The sequence below is a fragment of the Vibrio sp. Vb0667 genome, from assembly GCF_033391095.1.
The window spans coordinates 35,154-51,694 of record NZ_JAWPOL010000029.1 but is presented as its reverse complement, the minus strand read 5'-3'; the positions used below and the strand labels follow the sequence as shown (position 1 = coordinate 51,694).

Annotated in this window: 13 protein-coding genes and 1 pseudogene; 10 read left to right on the top strand and 4 right to left on the bottom strand. The window is 45.2% G+C overall.

Annotated features, from left to right (window positions below; translation table 11 throughout):
* From R8269_RS19490 to R8269_RS19475, 4 genes and pseudogenes are all read left to right on the top strand, one after another.
* Positions 1 to 63, top strand: a pseudogene (locus tag R8269_RS19490) (elongation factor Tu); the annotation flags it as partial.
* Between the two features lie 331 nt (positions 64 to 394).
* Positions 395 to 583 (top strand): (2Fe-2S)-binding protein, encoded by a 189-nt coding sequence (locus R8269_RS19485; protein WP_054729689.1) that lies wholly within the window; start codon positions 395 to 397, stop codon positions 581 to 583.
* A gap of 93 nt (positions 584 to 676) precedes the next feature.
* A complete protein-coding gene (gene bfr / locus R8269_RS19480) occupies positions 677 to 1,153 on the top strand; it encodes a bacterioferritin (RefSeq protein WP_005381359.1) in 477 nt (158 codons plus the stop codon).
* Between the two features lie 206 nt (positions 1,154 to 1,359).
* Entirely contained in the window at positions 1,360 to 2,637 is a 1,278-nt protein-coding gene (locus tag R8269_RS19475) for a malic enzyme-like NAD(P)-binding protein (RefSeq protein WP_005381358.1), read from the top strand.
* Between the two features lie 113 nt (positions 2,638 to 2,750).
* On the opposite strand, the gene metJ is transcribed toward R8269_RS19475, so the two are convergent.
* Positions 2,751 to 3,071 (bottom strand): met regulon transcriptional regulator MetJ, encoded by a 321-nt coding sequence (gene metJ / locus R8269_RS19470; protein ID WP_005381353.1) that lies wholly within the window; start codon positions 3,069 to 3,071, stop codon positions 2,751 to 2,753.
* 225 nt (positions 3,072 to 3,296) lie between these two features.
* Here metJ and R8269_RS19465 point away from each other — a divergent pair, with 225 nt between their 5' ends.
* From R8269_RS19465 to metF, 3 genes are all read left to right on the top strand, one after another.
* Positions 3,297 to 4,457 (top strand): O-succinylhomoserine (thiol)-lyase, encoded by a 1,161-nt coding sequence (locus R8269_RS19465; protein ID WP_005382793.1) that lies wholly within the window; start codon positions 3,297 to 3,299, stop codon positions 4,455 to 4,457.
* Positions 4,458 to 4,472: 15 nt separating this feature from the next.
* Positions 4,473 to 6,881: a bifunctional aspartate kinase/homoserine dehydrogenase II gene (locus tag R8269_RS19460; protein ID WP_115386339.1), complete on the top strand. Its 2,409-nt coding sequence runs from the start codon at positions 4,473 to 4,475 to the stop codon at positions 6,879 to 6,881.
* A 262-nt stretch (positions 6,882 to 7,143) separates the two neighbouring features.
* Positions 7,144 to 8,046 (top strand): methylenetetrahydrofolate reductase, encoded by a 903-nt coding sequence (gene metF, locus R8269_RS19455; protein ID WP_005381345.1) that lies wholly within the window; start codon positions 7,144 to 7,146, stop codon positions 8,044 to 8,046.
* A 70-nt stretch (positions 8,047 to 8,116) separates the two neighbouring features.
* Here metF and R8269_RS19450 read toward each other — a convergent pair whose 3' ends face one another.
* The 3 genes from R8269_RS19450 to argE form a co-directional block, all read right to left on the bottom strand.
* A complete protein-coding gene (locus tag R8269_RS19450) occupies positions 8,117 to 8,656 on the bottom strand; it encodes a PadR family transcriptional regulator (RefSeq protein WP_005382791.1) in 540 nt (179 codons plus the stop codon).
* A 425-nt stretch (positions 8,657 to 9,081) separates the two neighbouring features.
* The gene (ppc, locus tag R8269_RS19445; protein WP_005381336.1) at positions 9,082 to 11,715 is read right to left on the bottom strand and encodes a phosphoenolpyruvate carboxylase; all 2,634 of its coding nucleotides are present in this window, start codon (positions 11,713 to 11,715) and stop codon (positions 9,082 to 9,084) included.
* Positions 11,716 to 11,987: 272 nt separating this feature from the next.
* Positions 11,988 to 13,124 (bottom strand): acetylornithine deacetylase, encoded by a 1,137-nt coding sequence (argE, locus tag R8269_RS19440; RefSeq protein ID WP_017821739.1) that lies wholly within the window; start codon positions 13,122 to 13,124, stop codon positions 11,988 to 11,990.
* Between the two features lie 144 nt (positions 13,125 to 13,268).
* Here argE and argC point away from each other — a divergent pair, with 144 nt between their 5' ends.
* The 3 genes from argC to R8269_RS19425 all read left to right on the top strand — a co-directional run bounded on the left by argC (position 13,269) and on the right by R8269_RS19425 (position 16,385).
* A complete protein-coding gene (argC, locus tag R8269_RS19435) occupies positions 13,269 to 14,273 on the top strand; it encodes an N-acetyl-gamma-glutamyl-phosphate reductase (protein ID WP_318222629.1) in 1,005 nt (334 codons plus the stop codon).
* A gap of 21 nt (positions 14,274 to 14,294) precedes the next feature.
* A complete protein-coding gene (gene argB / locus R8269_RS19430) occupies positions 14,295 to 15,086 on the top strand; it encodes an acetylglutamate kinase (RefSeq protein WP_318222628.1) in 792 nt (263 codons plus the stop codon).
* Between the two features lie 84 nt (positions 15,087 to 15,170).
* Positions 15,171 to 16,385 carry an argininosuccinate synthase gene (locus tag R8269_RS19425; RefSeq protein ID WP_017821738.1) on the top strand — a complete coding sequence of 405 codons (1,215 nt, stop codon included), beginning with the start codon at positions 15,171 to 15,173 and terminating at the stop codon, positions 16,383 to 16,385.
* Positions 16,386 to 16,541 lie beyond the last annotated feature (156 nt).

The window sequence follows — 16,541 nt, the reverse complement described above, 5'->3', positions numbered from 1 at the left end:
TTCGCGATCCGTGAAGGTGGCCGTACAGTAGGTGCTGGTGTTGTTGCTAAGATCTTCGACTAATTCATAGCGAATTAAACGAAATCTTGCACTGTTCTTCTTTTTGAAGAAAGCGCATCGAAAAGGGAAGCTTAGGCTTCCCTTTTTCATTTCTAGATTACATTTAGTTATAAGTGTTGAAATAAAAGACGTCACTTTTTCGATTTAAAAACAGAGTTTTACCGGCTTTGTATCTTAACACTTTTACTCACCCCTCTTAACCCTTTGATCTTTTCCTGCAGCGGTAAAATCGTTATAACCAAATATTCTGAGCGGACACCATAATGCGACTGGTAACAAGAACTATTCTTGTTTATATTGTTTGTCACAGATTAGTTTTATAGGTTTTTTGAGTATGTTCGTTTGTCTTTGCCATGGTGTCTCCGACAAAAAAATTAGGAAGTTGGCGATAGATGAAGGCGTAACAGATATTAAAGGAATCAAAAAGTGCACGGCATTGGGCAGCCAATGTGGTAAGTGCATCAGACAGGCCAAGGAAATTTTAGCGGAAACTAGTTACACGGAATTTAAACAAGCTAGCTAATTGCTGTAAGTATGCAGTAATTATTTGCCTTACATTTTGACACCTTCTCATTTGCTTCTACATTTAAATGAAGCCAAAGAGGAGGGTTTTGTCATGAAAGGCGATCCAATCATCATTCAACATCTCAATAAAGTGCTCGGTAACGAGCTCGTCGCTATTAATCAGTATTTTCTTCACGCCCGAATGTATAAAGACTGGGGCTTAAAGCACCTAGCAGACAAGGAATATCACGAATCTATCGATGAGATGAAGCATGCCGATCATCTAATTGAGCGTATTTTGTTCCTTGAAGGCCTACCGAACCTACAAGATTTAGGTAAGTTGATGATTGGTGAAGATACCAAGGAAATGCTCGAGTGTGACTTAAAGCTTGAAATGGCGGCTATTCCAGATTTAAAAGATGCGATTGCCTACGCTGAAGACATTCGAGATTATGTGTCTCGAGATCTCTTCCAAGATATTCTTGAAGATGAAGAAGAACATGTTGATTGGCTAGAGACGCAACTTGGCTTGATTGAAATGTCTGGTATTGAGAATTATCTCCAAGCGCAATACGTGGACGAAGAGTAACGATACTTTCTAAGTTTGCATACTCCAATAATAGTAAGAAGAAAGAGCACCTGACTCGAAAATCGGGTGCTTAACCCCGTTATCTGGTCTAATCTCTTTTATTATCGGCTTTTTAAGGATATTGCTCGCAATCTTGCCTATGAAGTTTGATTTCTATCCGATAGAATTTATGCCCCCTTACCTAAAAATAAAAAAGAGAAACGTCCATGTCTGAAGACAACCACCAAGCAGCCACTCCAGAAGAAGAACATCGCCAAAAAGCATTGGATTACCATGCTTATCCAACTCCAGGAAAGATTGCTGTCGAACTGACAAAGCCTGCGGAAACGGCGGGTGATCTTGCCCTTGCATATAGCCCTGGTGTTGCAGAGCCAGTGCGTGAAATCGCACAAAACCCGGATAACGTGTACAAGTACACTGCAAAAGGGAACATGGTTGCTGTTATTTCTAACGGTACCGCTATTCTAGGTCTAGGTAACCTAGGTCCACTTGCATCTAAGCCAGTGATGGAAGGTAAAGCGTTACTGTTTAAGCGTTTTGCAGGTCTTGACTCTATTGATATTGAAGTTAAGCACCGCACGATCGATGAATTTGTTGATACTGTTGCGAGCATTGCAGACACTTTTGGCGGTATCAACCTTGAAGATATTAAAGCACCAGACTGTTTTGAGATTGAAAAGCGTCTGATTGAACGTTGTGATGTACCAGTATTCCACGATGATCAACATGGTACTGCTATTGTAACGGCAGCGGGTATGCTGAATGCAATCGAACTTCAAGGTAAGAAACTTGAAGATTCAACAATTGTTTGTCTTGGCGCTGGCGCTGCCGCTGTAGCGTGTATGGAGCTTCTGATCAAATGCGGCGCAATGCGCGAAAAAATCTACATGCTAGATCGCAAAGGTGTGATTCACACTCGTCGTGATGATCTTAATGAATATAAGCAGCTATTTGCGAACAATACAGATAAGCGCACACTAGAAGACGTGATTGAAGGTGCAGATCTGTTCCTAGGTGTATCTGGTCCAAACCTATTGCCAGCGGAAGCGTTGAAGTTGATGGCAGATAAGCCAATCGTATTCGCATGTTCTAACCCGGATCCTGAAATCAAGCCGGAACTTGCTCACGCAGTTCGTGATGACTTGATCATGGGTACTGGCCGTAGTGATTATCCTAACCAAGTTAACAACGTATTGTGTTTCCCATTCATTTTCCGCGGTGCTCTTGATGTGCGTGCAAGTGAAATCAATGATGAAATGAAACTTGCAGCCGTTGAGGCGATTCGTGAGCTAGCAAAAGAGCCTGTACCTGAAGCCGTATTGAAGGCTGCCGGTGTTGATAAGCTAGAGTTTGGTGCGGACTATATTATTCCAAAACCAATGGATTCACGTTTGCTACCACGTGTTGCAAAAGCGGTTGCTCAGGCGGCGGTTAATTCAGGTGTAGCTCGTATCGAGATGCCTGAAAACTACATGGCAGAGTAATATATCTTTCAGATGTGATACACAAAAAATGGGACGCTATTGCGTCCCATTTTTTATGTCATCCATTTGGCTCGAGGCAAGAGTTATTACCTGAAACCTTTTATCAGGCTTTTTTATTCTTCGTCGAATGACTCAAATTCGATGCCCATTTCCGTCATCAGCGCTTTTACTTCTGTTGGAATATCATCAGGACGGTCTTTACGAAGGTCTTCATCTGTCGGAAGTGGCTGACCTGTGTACGCGTGCAAAAATGCCTCGCATAGCAATTCGCTATTGGTTGCATGGCGTAAGTTATTGATCTGACGGCGAGTACGCTCATCAGTTAGCACCTTTAAAACTTTTAGCGGGATAGAGACGGTAATTTTTTTTACTTGTTCGCTTTTTTTGCCGTGCTCTGCATATGGGCTAATGTATTCGCCATTCCAGTCAGCCATTGCACACCTTCATTTATGTAATCGGTTAAAAATAATTTAGGTGCTGATTTTAGCTGCATTTACCGCCATAAGCAAAGACATATAGACGTCTAGAAGTGTTGACGTCTCATTTTTTGACGAGTAAAGTGAACATAACAGCAAAGGAAGCGTGTTGATCACTTTATGTTACTCATTAGATATAGCGCATTCCTATTTAGAAGTCATTACCCGTGAAAGGATACACCCATGAGCACTCGCAAACCTGCGACCATTGCAGTACGCACTGGTATTGAATCAGACAGCCAATATCATGCTGTCGTTCCACCTATTTATCTTTCCACTAACTATGGTTTTCCTGCTTTTGGTGAAGTGCCCAAGTATGATTACACACGATCTGGTAATCCAAACCGCGGACTGTTGGAAAGTGCGCTATCTGAACTTGAGTCTGGAAAAGGAGCGGTTGTTACTAACTGCGGTACGTCGGCATTAAATTTATGGGTTTCCGCTTTTCTCGGCCCAGATGATCTCATTATTGCTCCTCACGATTGTTATGGTGGTACCTATCGTCTTTTTAATACCCGAGCTAACAAAGGCGATTTTAAGGTTCAGTTTGTCGATCAATCAGACGAACAGGCTTTAGATGCTGCATTGGCACAAAAACCAAAACTCATTTTGCTAGAAACTCCGTCAAACCCTCTGGTTCGCGTAGTGGATATTGCAGCTACTTGTGAAAAAGCGAAACAAATCGGCGCGTTAGTTGCGGTGGACAATACCTTTTTGACACCCGTGTACCAAAAACCTTTAGAGCTAGGTGCGGATTTTGTTATCCACTCCACAACAAAGTACATCAACGGTCATTCGGACGTAATTGGTGGAGTAATCATCACCAACACAGAAGCGCATGCAGAAGAGCTTGCATGGTGGGGTAATTGTATTGGTGCAACGGGCACACCTTTCGATAGTTACATGACACTGCGAGGTATTCGTACGCTTGCTGCTCGTATGAGAGTACATGAAGAGAGCTCACAGCAGGTACTAGCTTACCTACAGAAACAAGCGTTAGTTAAAACTATCTATCATCCAAGCCTGCCGGAACATCCAGGTCACGACATTGCTAAAAAGCAGCAAACGGGCTTTGGCTCTATGTTGAGTTTTGAGTTTGCTGGTTCGTTTGAGCAGTTAAAGGTGTTTGTGAAAGAGCTCCAACTGTTTTCATTAGCAGAGTCATTAGGTGGTGTAGAAAGTTTGATTTGCCACCCAGCATCTATGACGCACCGTGCAATGGGTGAGGAGGCGCTGGCGGAGGCTGGGGTCTCTCATCAACTATTGCGTTTGTCTGTCGGTTTGGAAGATGCACAAGACCTCATCACAGATTTAGAACAAGCGTTCGCTAAAGCTACCCAGTAATAGGAGACGATAACAATGACTGTACAACGTCAGCTGCATAAGTTTGGTGGCAGTAGCTTAGCAAACCCAGAATGCTACTTACGCGTTGTGGGTATTCTCAAGGAGTATTCGACAGAAAATGATCTTGTGGTCGTATCTGCTGCAGGAAAAACCACTAACCGCTTGATTGAGTTTTTGGAAGGGTTAAGTAAAGATGGCCGAATTGCGCATGAAGCGCTTCAAAGCTTGAGACAGTTCCAAACTGAGCTAATAGAAAGCTTGTTGGAGAGTGAAGCAAAAGAAGAGCTGTTAGCTTTATTACATGATGAGTTCAGTACTCTCTCGGAACTGACTGCACCACTCACTAATGCGCAAAAAGCTGCGGTACTGGGACACGGAGAAGTATGGTCTGCTCGCCTATTGGCCGCGTTATTATCTCAACGTTCTATCCCTGCGGTTGCACAAGATGCACGAGCGTTTTTACGTGCAGAAGCGGGAACTCAACCAGAGGTTGATCGCGCTCGTTCATACCCTTTAATTAAAGAGATCCTCGCGCAGCATAACCATAAACGTGTGGTAATTACTGGCTTTATGGCTCAGAACGAGGCAGGAGAAACCATTCTACTTGGTCGTAACGGCTCTGACTATTCTGCAACGGTCATAGGCGCGCTTGCTGAAGTCAGTACTGTCACGATTTGGAGTGATGTTGCTGGTGTCTATAGTGCCGATCCACGTTTGGTGTCTGACGCTTGTTTATTACCGTTACTTCGATTGGATGAAGCCAGTGAACTTGCTCGCTTAGCTGCCCCAGTGCTACACAGTCGTACGCTTCAGCCTGTGGCGCAAAGTACCATGGACCTTAATCTCAAGTGTAGCTATCTGCCAGAGTCGGGTTCTACTCGTATTGAGCGTGTATTGGCATCTGGTCGTGGCGCTAAAATTATTACTTCACTGGATGATGTTTTATTGGTGCAGTTGTCTTTCATGCATGGGCACGACTTCGAAAAAACACAGAGTGATGTATTACAAGCGTTGCAGCGCGCGCAATTAGAGCCACTGGCATTTGAAGCTCAATCCGATCAGCATACGCTACGCTTGGCTTACACCGCAGAAATTGCCGGTGGTGCATTGAAACACTTGCAAGAGCTTGCGGTAGAGGCAGAAATTAAGCTAAAAGAAGGTTACTCGCTCTTAGCTGCGGTAGGTGCAGGCGTTACGAAAAACGCCAATCATTGCTTTGGCTTTTATCAGAAGCTAAAGCACTCTCCGGTAGAATTTATCTCTGAAACAGACTCAGGGCTGAGCCTAGTCGCTGTTTTGCGCCGTACTGATACCGAGGCGTTGGTTCAAACGATTCATAGCCAGTTGTTCCAAGCGCAAAAACGCGTGGCAGTGGCTTTATGTGGCAAGGGTAATATTGGTTCTAGTTGGTTAAATTTATTTGCGACGCAAAAAAGTGAGCTCGAAAAACGTCATGGTATGAGCTTTGATCTTGTCGCGGTTGTGGATAGCCAAACCTATTGGTTCGATGAGCAAGGTATTGAGGCGGCGAGTGTTGCTGAACGATTTGATGATGAAAGCATAGCCAACAATGGGGATTGGCTGGCACGTTTGGGAGCGCTTAAAAGCTATGATGAAGCCGTCGTGCTTGATGTTACCGCGAGTAAAGAGTTAGCTCAGCGCTACGTAGAAATCGCACAGCAAGGCATTCATTTGATTTCCGCTAACAAAGTGGCCGGTTCCGCAGATAGTCAGTACTACCATCAGGTTCAAGATGCATTCGCTAAAATTGGTCGTCATTGGCTATACAACGCAACGGTTGGTGCTGGGTTACCGATAAACCATACCGTGCGAGATCTTCGTGAAAGTGGGGATGAAATCGTCGCTCTATCGGGTATTTTCTCGGGGACGCTATCATGGCTGTTCCAACAGTTTGATGGTTCTGTGCCATTTAATGATTTAGTCGATCTTGCTTGGCAGCAAGGGTTAACCGAACCTGACCCTCGTTCTGATTTAGATGGCTCCGATGTAATGCGTAAGTTAGTCATCTTGGCTCGAGAATCGGGCCTAGATATAGAACCAGACAGCGTTAAAGTTGAGTCTTTGGTGCCAGAAGAATTAAGAGAACTGAGCTTAGATGATTTCTTCGATAATGGAGCGTTGTTGAGTGAAATACTTCAAGAGCGTCTGACAAAAGCACAGAGAAACGATCAAGTGCTTCGCTATGTGGCGCGTTTAGAAAAAAATGGTAAAGCAACGGTGGGAGTCGAAGCGTTGTCTCGTGAGCACGCGCTCGCCAACTTATTGCCATGCGATAACATTTTTGCCATAGAGAGCAAGTGGTACAAAGATAACCCTCTGGTCATTCGAGGACCAGGCGCAGGCAGAGAAGTGACAGCCGGCGCTATTCAATCCGACCTCAACCGATTGGCTGGTTTATTTTAAAGTTGCGATTGACCTAAAAACCCTGGAATTAATCCAGGGTTTTTTATTCCCCTATCAGTGCCATACTGAAGTCATAACCCGTGCAAAATGGCGAGATGATGCTCAAGTAGAAACTTGAACTATCTTCATTATTAACTTGAGAAAAATTCATAATTACAAGGTTGACATTAAATCGTATTCAATACATTCTGTAGACATATAGACGTCTAAACGTCGATTTTAAGGATTTGTTTTCGTGGCGGAGTGCCGCAGGGAGAGTAAGATGGGATATACGCACGCAGGCCATATCGACGCCTTGAACCAGAATATTGCTGAGTTATCAGATAACATCAATGTATCGTTTGAGTTTTTTCCGCCAAGCAGCGCTAAGATGGAAGAAACACTTTGGAATTCAGTGCACCGTCTTAAAACGCTTCAACCTAAATTTGTTTCTGTGACTTACGGTGCGAACTCCGGCGAGCGTGACAGAACACACTCCATCATTAAAGAAATTAAAGCAACAACCGGATTGGTTGCCGCTCCCCATCTCACTTGTATTGATGCGACTCGTGAAGAGTTGATTAATATTGCCGATGATTATTGGAACAATGGTATTGAAAATATCGTCGCTCTGCGTGGTGATATTCCTCCAGGTGGCGGTGCGCCTGATATGTATGCCTCGGATTTGGTTGAGCTGCTGAAATCACGCCACGATTTCGATATCTCCGTTGCTGCATTCCCTGAGGTTCACCCTGAAGCTAAAAGCGCACAGTCTGACTTATTGAACCTAAAACGTAAGGTAGATGCAGGTGCAAACCGTGCTATTACTCAGTTCTTTTTTGACGTTGAGTCTTACCTGCGATTCCGTGACCGTTGTGTCGCAGCAGGAATTGACGTAGAAATTGTGCCAGGAATTTTGCCTGTATCGAACTTTAAGCAAGCGTCTCGCTTTGCGGCACAGAACAACGTGAAAGTACCAGGGTGGATGAGCAAACAATTCGATGGCTTGGATGATGATCCGGTGACTCGCCAGCTTGTAGGAGCTAGCCAAGCTATTGATATGGTGCGTGTGCTGAGTCGTGAAGGGGTTAAGGATTTTCACTTCTATACACTAAACCGTGCAGAGATGACTTACGCGTTATGCCATACGTTGGGTGTTCGTCCTCGCGCAGTAGTCGGTGCGTAAATCTGGTTTCAAAAAGATAAAAGGCTTGCCAAGTGGCAAGCCTTTTTCGTTTTATCAAAGCAAAAGGAGTTTAACCAATCACTTCAAGTTCAGTTAGAACTTCTTCTGCCCAAGTGATCCAAGTTTCACGTAACAGAAGGTTACGGCGAAGCGTTAGACGTTCTAGGCGAGCTTGTTTATCTAAAGTTGACGGCGTTGCGTAGTAAGCCGCTTCAATTTCTTTGTAGTGAGAAACCAGTTTGCGAGACTCTTCAACTAGCTCGGCGAGTTGGTCACGGAATGGAGCCGCAGGTTGAACGGCACATGCCATCAATTTCGCTGAAAACTCATCACGAACTGTTGGGTGTGCAGTTGGTTGATCAAACCACTCTCCCAAAGCGCTGCGACCAGCGTCTGTAATAGAGTAAACCTTGCGGTCTGGTTTGCCTTCTTGGGGTTCTAATACGCAAGTAACCAGTTCTTTCTCAGCCATTTTGTTGAGTTCACGGTACACTTGTTGGTGGCTTGCTTTCCAGAAGTAACCGATGCTAGCAGAGAATTCTTTAGTGATATCGTAACCGGTTGCGTCGCGAGTGCTAAGAACAGTTAAGATTACGTGTGGTAATGACATGTCTTCAATCCAAATGGTCAATAAACTTGTAAACAAGCTACTTATACTTTCAGCTGCGCTCTTACTGGCACTTGAGTTTTTTAATGTATAAGTAGCACCAACAATGTTGGTCCTGTCACCTTAAAGCCGTTTATCACCTAGAGCGATGGGGAGTCCCATCAAGGCTGGAGCAGGTATGATTGGATTTATGAGCTCTCAGCAGGCAAGTAGTATATAAATAATAAGCATGAAGTGGAATAGTAGGACAAAATTACCCTAAAAAACTAACATAATAATCAATAGTGTTAGCTTGTGGTTTTTTATTCTTTTATTTTGGTATTTTTTGGGTCTATTATGGTTTATTTAACTGCTTTTGTTTTGGTGCGATTATCCTGTGATAAAAAAAAGCTGAGCATTTGCCCAGCTTTTTATTAAAAATGAAACGATTAGCCTGTGTTGCGCATACCAGCAGCAATACCAGCAATCGTCACCATCAACGCTTCTTCCAAGTTTGCAGAGGCTTCTTCGGTTTGACGCGTGCGGTATAGCAGCTCTGCTTGTAGCATATTCAATGGCTCAACGTAGATATTGCGTAAGCGAATAGACTCGAGTCCCCAAGGGTCATGCTGCATCAAGTTTTCATTGTTCTCTACATTCAGTACCGCTTTGATGTCTTCTTGAAGCTGAGCACGAAGTTTTTCACCGAGTGGACGGAGCGACTCATCCACCAATCGCTCATCGTAGTAGCGAGAGATATCAATATTACACTTCGAGTACACCATCTCTAGCATGCCGAGACGAGTAGAGAAAAACGGCCATTCGCGGCACATCTCTTCGAGCAATGCTTGGTGGCCTTTATCGATCGAGTATTGAATCGCTTCACCTGCGCCTAGCCATGCAGGAAGTACCAAACGGTTTTGACTCCATGAGAAGATCCACGGGATTGCACGTAAGCTTTCTACTCCGCCCTTAGGGTTGCGTTTTGCAGGACGAGAACCAAGTGGCAACTTGCCGAGTTCGAGTTCTGGTGTTGCTTGGCGGAAGTAAGGCACGAAATCTGGCTCGCCACGAACCACATTTCGGTAAGACTCACAGCTTACTTCTGATAGCACTTCCATCAAGTCGCGCCATTCTTGTTTTGGCTCCGGTGGCGGTAACAAATTGGCTTCCAGAATCGCACTTGCATATAGGTTAAAGCTGTTTACTGCGACATCTGGGAGTCCCAGTTTAAAGCGGATCATTTCGCCTTGCTCTGTTACACGTAAACCGCCTTTCAAGCTTTTTGGTGGTTGCGACAAAAGCGCAGCATGCGCAGGTGCGCCACCGCGACCGACTGTGCCCCCACGACCATGGAATAGAGTTAGCTCAACGCCTTCTTCTTCAGCCACTTTAACTAACGATTCCATCGCATGATACTGAGCCCAACCAGCAGACATAACACCTGCATCTTTCGCTGAGTCAGAGTAACCAATCATGACCATCTGGTGGTTTTGGATAAAACCACGGTAAAGGTCAATCCCCATAAGCTGCTTAATGACCGATTCTGCGTTGTTCAAATCGTCTAGCGTTTCGAACAGAGGACACACATCCATGCGGTAAGGGCAACCTGCTTCTTGTAGCAGTAGATGAACGGCTAGTACGTCAGAGGCGGTACGTGCCATTGAAATAACGTAAGCGCCAAACGCTTCACGCGGTTGTGCTGCAACAATCTTGCAGGTATCCAAAACCTCTTTGACGGGTTCAGACGGTTCCCAATCACGAGGGAGAAGCGGACGTTTAGATGCCAGCTCGTTAGTTAGAAAAGCAATCTTATCTTGCTCACTCCATTGTTCGTAATCACCAATACCTAAGTAGCGAGTTAGTTCAGACAAGACGTCTGAGTGACGCGTGCTCTCTTGGCGGATATCAAGACGTACAAGATGGATACCAAATGCTTTTACGCGGCGTAGTGTATCCAGTAGTGAGCCGTTGGCTATTACACCCATGCCACATTCGTTTAGTGACTGGTAGCAGGCATACAGCGGTTCCCAAAGTTGCTCGACTTTTTGCAGTGGTGCTTTAACGGCCAGTTTTTGACCGTGGATCTTAGCATCGAGAATATCTTTGGTTTCATTGAGCAGAGTGCGTAATTGCTTCAGGATCGCACGGTATGGTTCGTGCTGATCTTCGCCAGCAAGTTCACGTACTTGATCGTTTGAAACTGTCATAGACAGCTCGCTGATCAACTCGTTAATGTCATTGAGATAAAGATCGGCGGCTTTCCAACGAGACAATAGTAAGACTTCACGCGTAACGTTGTGAGTAACAAACGGGTTACCGTCACGGTCACCGCCCATCCAAGAGGAGAAGTGCACTGGGCGAGCATCAATGGGTAAACCTTCTCCAAGGTAAGATTTTAGACGGTCATTCATCTCACGTAGGAAGTCCGGTACTGCTTCCCATAGCGAGTTTTCAACGACCGCAAAGCCCCATTTTGCTTCATCCAACGGAGTTGGGCGTTGTTGTCGAATCACGTCTGAATGCCAGCCTTGGGCAATCAGTTGCTCTAGGCGGCGTTCGGTTTTTCTGCGCTCTTTAGAAGAAAGATCGCTTAGCTCCAACTTTGATAAGCACTCGTTTATCTTGACCAGTTTGTTGATCATCGTACGGCGCGTAATTTCTGTTGGGTGAGCCGTCAATACCAATTCAATATTTAGATCACGAACCGCTTGGGCAGTGTCCAGTTTGCTCACATCGTTTTGTACCAGTTTAGAAAACAGCGAGTTAATCGCGTCTGGTTCGCAAATGTGCTCTTCACAATGGCGTGAAATCGTGTGGTATTGCTCAGCGATATTGGTGAGGTTTAGAAATTGGTTAAACGCGCGAGTAACGGGCGTTAGCTGCTCATCAGGTAGATGTTTGATTTCTTCGATCAAGCTGTCCCTGTCTGCTTGATTCCCTGCTTGAGCTGATTTGGATAATTTACGAATGGTTTCCACTTTCTCGAAGATTTCTTCGCCATGGGCATCGCGAATGGTGTTACCCAATAAGTGGCCTAACATGCGCACATTACTTTTGAGTGCGGCGTATTTCTCGTTCATTGTCGTCCTGCCTCGTAAAAAAACTACATCCATTGTCCTTGTTAAGACTCCAATCTAGCGAAAAGCACCAGTTATAGTCAAATAAAGCAGACTAAGTTTGCAATTATTCCGCTGTCTCCTGATTTAGAGCAAATTTACGGCAGCCATAGAGTAAGAAGTGAAAATTAATTACAAAATAACAAGTTAAATAAGTGTTAAGACTAGCGCTAAATTGTGAAGATAAAAAGATGCAGCTCAATCGAGCTGCACAGACTTTCGAGCTTAAACGCGTATTAACAGCAGTACTTGACCATCGCCTTTGAAAGCACATCAATTGTGGGGTCGATAAAGTCGAAGGATAGAAACTCATCCGGTTGATGGGCTTGGTCGATTGACCCAGGGCCGAGCACCAAGGTTGGACACAACTGCTGTAGAAATGGTGCTTCAGTACAGTAGTTCACGGTTTCTGAACTAGTTTGGCAAATCTCTTCAACACCACCAATAAATGGGTGGTCATGTTGGCATTCGTAACCCGGAATAGGCTCATGCAATGGAATAATCTCCAGTCTCCCTGGCCATTTCGCTTCGACTTCTTTTAATGCTCCGCGCAACATGTTCTCTAAACCATCAAGGCTAATGCCAGGAAGAGGACGCACGTCGTAATGCAGCTCACAGCAACCACAAATACGGTTAGCGCTGTCACCACCGTGAATGTGTCCAAGGTTTAGGGTTGGGCTTGGAATGGCAAAACCCGGATGGTGATATTCTTTAATCAATTTGTCACGCAGTTGCATCATGGCGAACATGACTTCATGCATGATCTCAATAGCGTTAACGCCAAGCGCTGGGTCCGATGAGTGACCGGACTTGCCTGTTACGCGAATGGCATTTGCCACATGCCCTTTATGACCTCGAATTGGTACAAGGCTGGTGGGTTCACCAATGATGCAGTAATCCGGCTTAAATGGGGCGTTTGCTGTGAAATGTCGCGCGCCCAACATGGTGGTCTCTTCGTCACAAGTGGCTAATACGTAAAGTGGTTTGCTCTGCTTGCTCCAATCGACTTTCTTCACTGCTTCATAAATAAAGGCGAAAAAGCCTTTCATGTCTGCTGTGCCTAAACCGTAGAAGCGGTTGCCTTTTTCCGTCAGTTTATGCGGATCAAAATTCCATCGCCCTTGATCGAATGGCACGGTATCACTATGGCCAGCAAGTAAAAGGCCACCTTCACCCTCACCCATACGTGCGATCATATTGTGCTTGCCTGGCTCGACTTCGATCACTTCAACGCTAAAACCCAGATCTTTAAACCAAGATGCGAGTTTTTCGATGACTTTTGCATTGCCCTGATCCCAGCTCGGATCCGTGGAGCTGATAGAAGAGGTGCTGATGAGTCCTTCATAGACCTCTAGAAAAGTTGGTAATTGCATGGATTCTTCAAATCTCCTGTTGACAGACAGACCACAAAAATGTAAAACACATATTAAATCATATTTAATGAATAAAAAATCAAAATAAAGCAAAAATTAAATATGAATAGTCATTTGAGCCTTTAAGTATATGGATGTCACACAATGCTAAAAACCACGATTATTGGAGCCAGCGGTTACACCGGCGCAGAGTTAGCGTTAATGGTTAATAAACACCCACAACTCACGCTATCAGGTTTATACGTTTCCGCCAACAGTGTTGATGCGGGAAAGAGCATCGCGCAGCTGCACGGTAAGCTAGCGGGCATCATTGATATGCCAGTTTTACCACTAACGGATCCACTGCAAATCGCTCAAGAATCGGACGTGGTGTTTTTGGCAACGGCTCACGAAGTCAGCCATGATTTAGCCCCAACTTTCTTGGAGGCAGGCTGTCAGGTATTCGATTTATCGGGTGCATTCCGTGTGAAAAGTGAAGGCTTTTACGACACTTTTTATGGCTTCGCACATCAACATAACAACTGGTTAGATAAAGCAGCATACGGCTTAGCAGAGTGGAACCAAGAATCAATAAAAACCACTCCTTTGATTGCAGTAGCAGGTTGCTACCCAACCGCTTCACAGCTTGCAATCAAACCTTTATTAGAACATGCGTTGCTTGATACCAACCAATGGCCAGTGATCAACGCAACCAGTGGTGTATCTGGTGCAGGGCGTAAAGCCTCCATGGTTAACAGCTTCTGTGAAGTGAGCTTGCAACCTTATGGTGTATTTGACCATCGTCACCAGCCAGAGATTGCTCAGCACTTGGGTTGCGATGTGATTTTTACTCCGCACCTCGGCAACTTTAAACGCGGCATTCTTGCCACTATCACCATGAAGCTTGCGCAAGGTGTGACAGAAGCACAAGTGGCACAGGCGTTTGAACAAGCTTATCAAGGCAAGCCTGCGGTGCGTCTTAAAGGCGACGGTATTCCACGTATTCAGGATGTCGAAAATACCCCTTTCTGCGATATCGGCTGGAAGGTACAAGGCGAACACATCATTGTGATTTCAGCTATCGACAACCTACTTAAAGGTGCATCGAGTCAAGCGATGCAATGTCTCAATATTCATTACGGTTACCCAGAACTGACAGCGTTGCTGTAGTCGTTGAAAGAGGGAAATGCGATGACGCAAACCAATCAAGCTCCTTTAGTCATTAAGCTAGGTGGTGCAGCTCTATCATGCACTCAAACCTTAAGCCAACTGTTTGGTGCCATTGCGGCTTACCAAAAATCGGCACAGCGACAAATCGCCATCGTTCATGGCGGTGGCTACCTAGTTGATGAGTTGATGGCAAAGCTTCAGCTTGAAACCGTAAAGAAAAACGGTTTACGCGTAACGCCTTACGATCAAATTCCTGTGATTGCAGGCGCGCTTGCAGGCACTGCGAATAAGTTACTTCAAGGTCAAGCGATTACGGACGGTCTTAACGCTGTGGGCCTTAGCCTTGCGGATGGTGGTTTGTGTCTTGTTGAAGAACTTGACCCAGAACTCGGCGCGGTAGGCAAAGCATCACCGGGTGACTCAGCACTATTACAAGCGGTGCTAAACACAGGTGCACTGCCGATCATCAGTTCAATTGGTTTAACCAAAGATGGCCAGATGATGAATGTGAATGCTGATCAAGCAGCAGTCGCGGTTGCGGGCGCATTAGATGCGGAGTTAGTCCTGTTATCAGACGTGAGTGGTGTATTAGATGGAAAAGGCCATTTGATCAAAACCCTGTCAGAGCAGCAAGCTAACTCGTTGATCGATGGACATGTGATCACCGATGGCATGATCGTCAAAGTTAAAGCCGCTTTGGAGGCCGCCAATGATCTTGGCCGTCCAATTGAAGTCGCGACCTGGCGTTACCCAGAAAAATTAGCACAGTTATTCGCTGGTGAAAGTATTGGTACTCAATTCTTGCCTCAATAAGCATCAGCAAAAGAATTCAATATTAGGAAGTCGTAGTTGGCACTGACCGCCGAGCGCAGCGCCAGTTAAGTTTGGAGAAAAAACATGAGCAAAGTGAACGTAAATAAAGTGGTAGTCGCATACTCAGGCGGTCTAGATACTTCAGTAATTATCCCGTGGCTAAAAGAGAACTACGACTGTGAAGTAGTGGCTTTCGTTGCCGATGTTGGTCAAGGTGCCGAAGAGCTAGAAGGCATTGAAGCGAAAGCAAAAGCCTCTGGTGCTTCTGAGTGCTACATCGCTGACTTGAAAGAAGAAATGGTCGCAGACTACATTTACCCGACACTAAAAACCGGCGCGTACTACGAAGGTAAGTACCTGCTAGGTACATCAATGGCGCGTCCAATCATTGCCAAAGCGCAGGTTGAAGTGGCACGTAAAGTGGGCGCGGACGCACTGTGTCATGGCTGTACAGGTAAAGGTAACGACCAAGTGCGTTTCGAAGGTGCATTTGCAGCACTAGCACCGGACTTACAAGTGATTGCACCTTGGCGTGAGTGGGACCTAGTGAGCCGTGAAGAGTGTTTGGATTACCTCGCTGAGCGTAATATTCCTTGTTCTGCGTCTCTTACTAAGATCTATTCACGTGATGCAAACGCATGGCACATTTCGACGGAAGGCGGCGTTTTAGAAGATACGTGGAACGCACCAAACGAAGACTGCTGGGTGTGGACTGTCGACCCAGAGCAAGCGCCAAATGAAGCGGAATACGTCACGCTGAAAGTAGAAAAAGGTGAAGTGGTCGAAGTTGATGGTGAAGCGATGACACCATACAACGCACTGGTTTACCTAAACGAGAAGGGCGCTAAGCACGGTGTTGGCCGTATCGATATCGTGGAAAACCGTCTTGTTGGGATGAAGTCTCGTGGTTGTTATGAAACACCGGGAGGCACCATCATGATGGAAGCGCTGCGTGCTGTAGAGCAGCTTGTGCTAGACAAATCATCATTCGAATTCCGTGAGGAGCTAGGTCTAAAAGCGTCTCACCTTGTATACGATGGCCGTTGGTTTACGCCACTATGTAAATCTATCCTTGCTGCTTCAGAAGAGCTAGCGCAAGACGTTAACGGTGAAGTGGTTGTTAAGCTTTACAAAGGTCAAGCGACAGTCACGCAAAAACGTTCTGACAACAGCTTGTATTCAGAAGAGTTCGCGACTTTTGGTGAAGATGAAGTTTACGACCAAAGCCATGCAGGTGGGTTCATCCGTCTTTACTCGCTATCAAGCCGTATTCGTGCATTGAACAGCCAGAAGAAATAATCCCTTAACATCCATCTTGGATTGAATAAAGACCCGCCATTTATAGGCGGGTCTTTTGGTTTCTAAAAGCGGGTACCTAAATTTGGCTTGAATATATATGTAAAAATATTGAATTTATACTTTATTTTTTATCGAAATTGCCGTAACGTTGACACA

Excerpts from the sequence above, each read along its gene's own strand:
- R8269_RS19485 (WP_054729689.1), top strand. The coding sequence starts at position 395 with ATGTTCGTTTGTCTTTGCCATGGTGTCTCCGACAAAAAAATTAGGAAG.
- bfr (WP_005381359.1), top strand. The coding sequence starts at position 677 with ATGAAAGGCGATCCAATCATCATTCAACATCTCAATAAAGTGCTCGGT.
- R8269_RS19475 (WP_005381358.1), top strand. The coding sequence starts at position 1,360 with ATGTCTGAAGACAACCACCAAGCAGCCACTCCAGAAGAAGAACATCGC.
- metJ (WP_005381353.1), bottom strand. The coding sequence starts at position 3,071 with ATGGCTGACTGGAATGGCGAATACATTAGCCCATATGCAGAGCACGGC.
- R8269_RS19465 (WP_005382793.1), top strand. The coding sequence starts at position 3,297 with ATGAGCACTCGCAAACCTGCGACCATTGCAGTACGCACTGGTATTGAA.
- R8269_RS19460 (WP_115386339.1), top strand. The coding sequence starts at position 4,473 with ATGACTGTACAACGTCAGCTGCATAAGTTTGGTGGCAGTAGCTTAGCA.
- metF (WP_005381345.1), top strand. The coding sequence starts at position 7,144 with ATGGGATATACGCACGCAGGCCATATCGACGCCTTGAACCAGAATATT.
- R8269_RS19450 (WP_005382791.1), bottom strand. The coding sequence starts at position 8,656 with ATGTCATTACCACACGTAATCTTAACTGTTCTTAGCACTCGCGACGCA.
- ppc (WP_005381336.1), bottom strand. The coding sequence starts at position 11,715 with ATGAACGAGAAATACGCCGCACTCAAAAGTAATGTGCGCATGTTAGGC.
- argE (WP_017821739.1), bottom strand. The coding sequence starts at position 13,124 with ATGCAATTACCAACTTTTCTAGAGGTCTATGAAGGACTCATCAGCACC.
- argC (WP_318222629.1), top strand. The coding sequence starts at position 13,269 with ATGCTAAAAACCACGATTATTGGAGCCAGCGGTTACACCGGCGCAGAG.
- argB (WP_318222628.1), top strand. The coding sequence starts at position 14,295 with ATGACGCAAACCAATCAAGCTCCTTTAGTCATTAAGCTAGGTGGTGCA.
- R8269_RS19425 (WP_017821738.1), top strand. The coding sequence starts at position 15,171 with ATGAGCAAAGTGAACGTAAATAAAGTGGTAGTCGCATACTCAGGCGGT.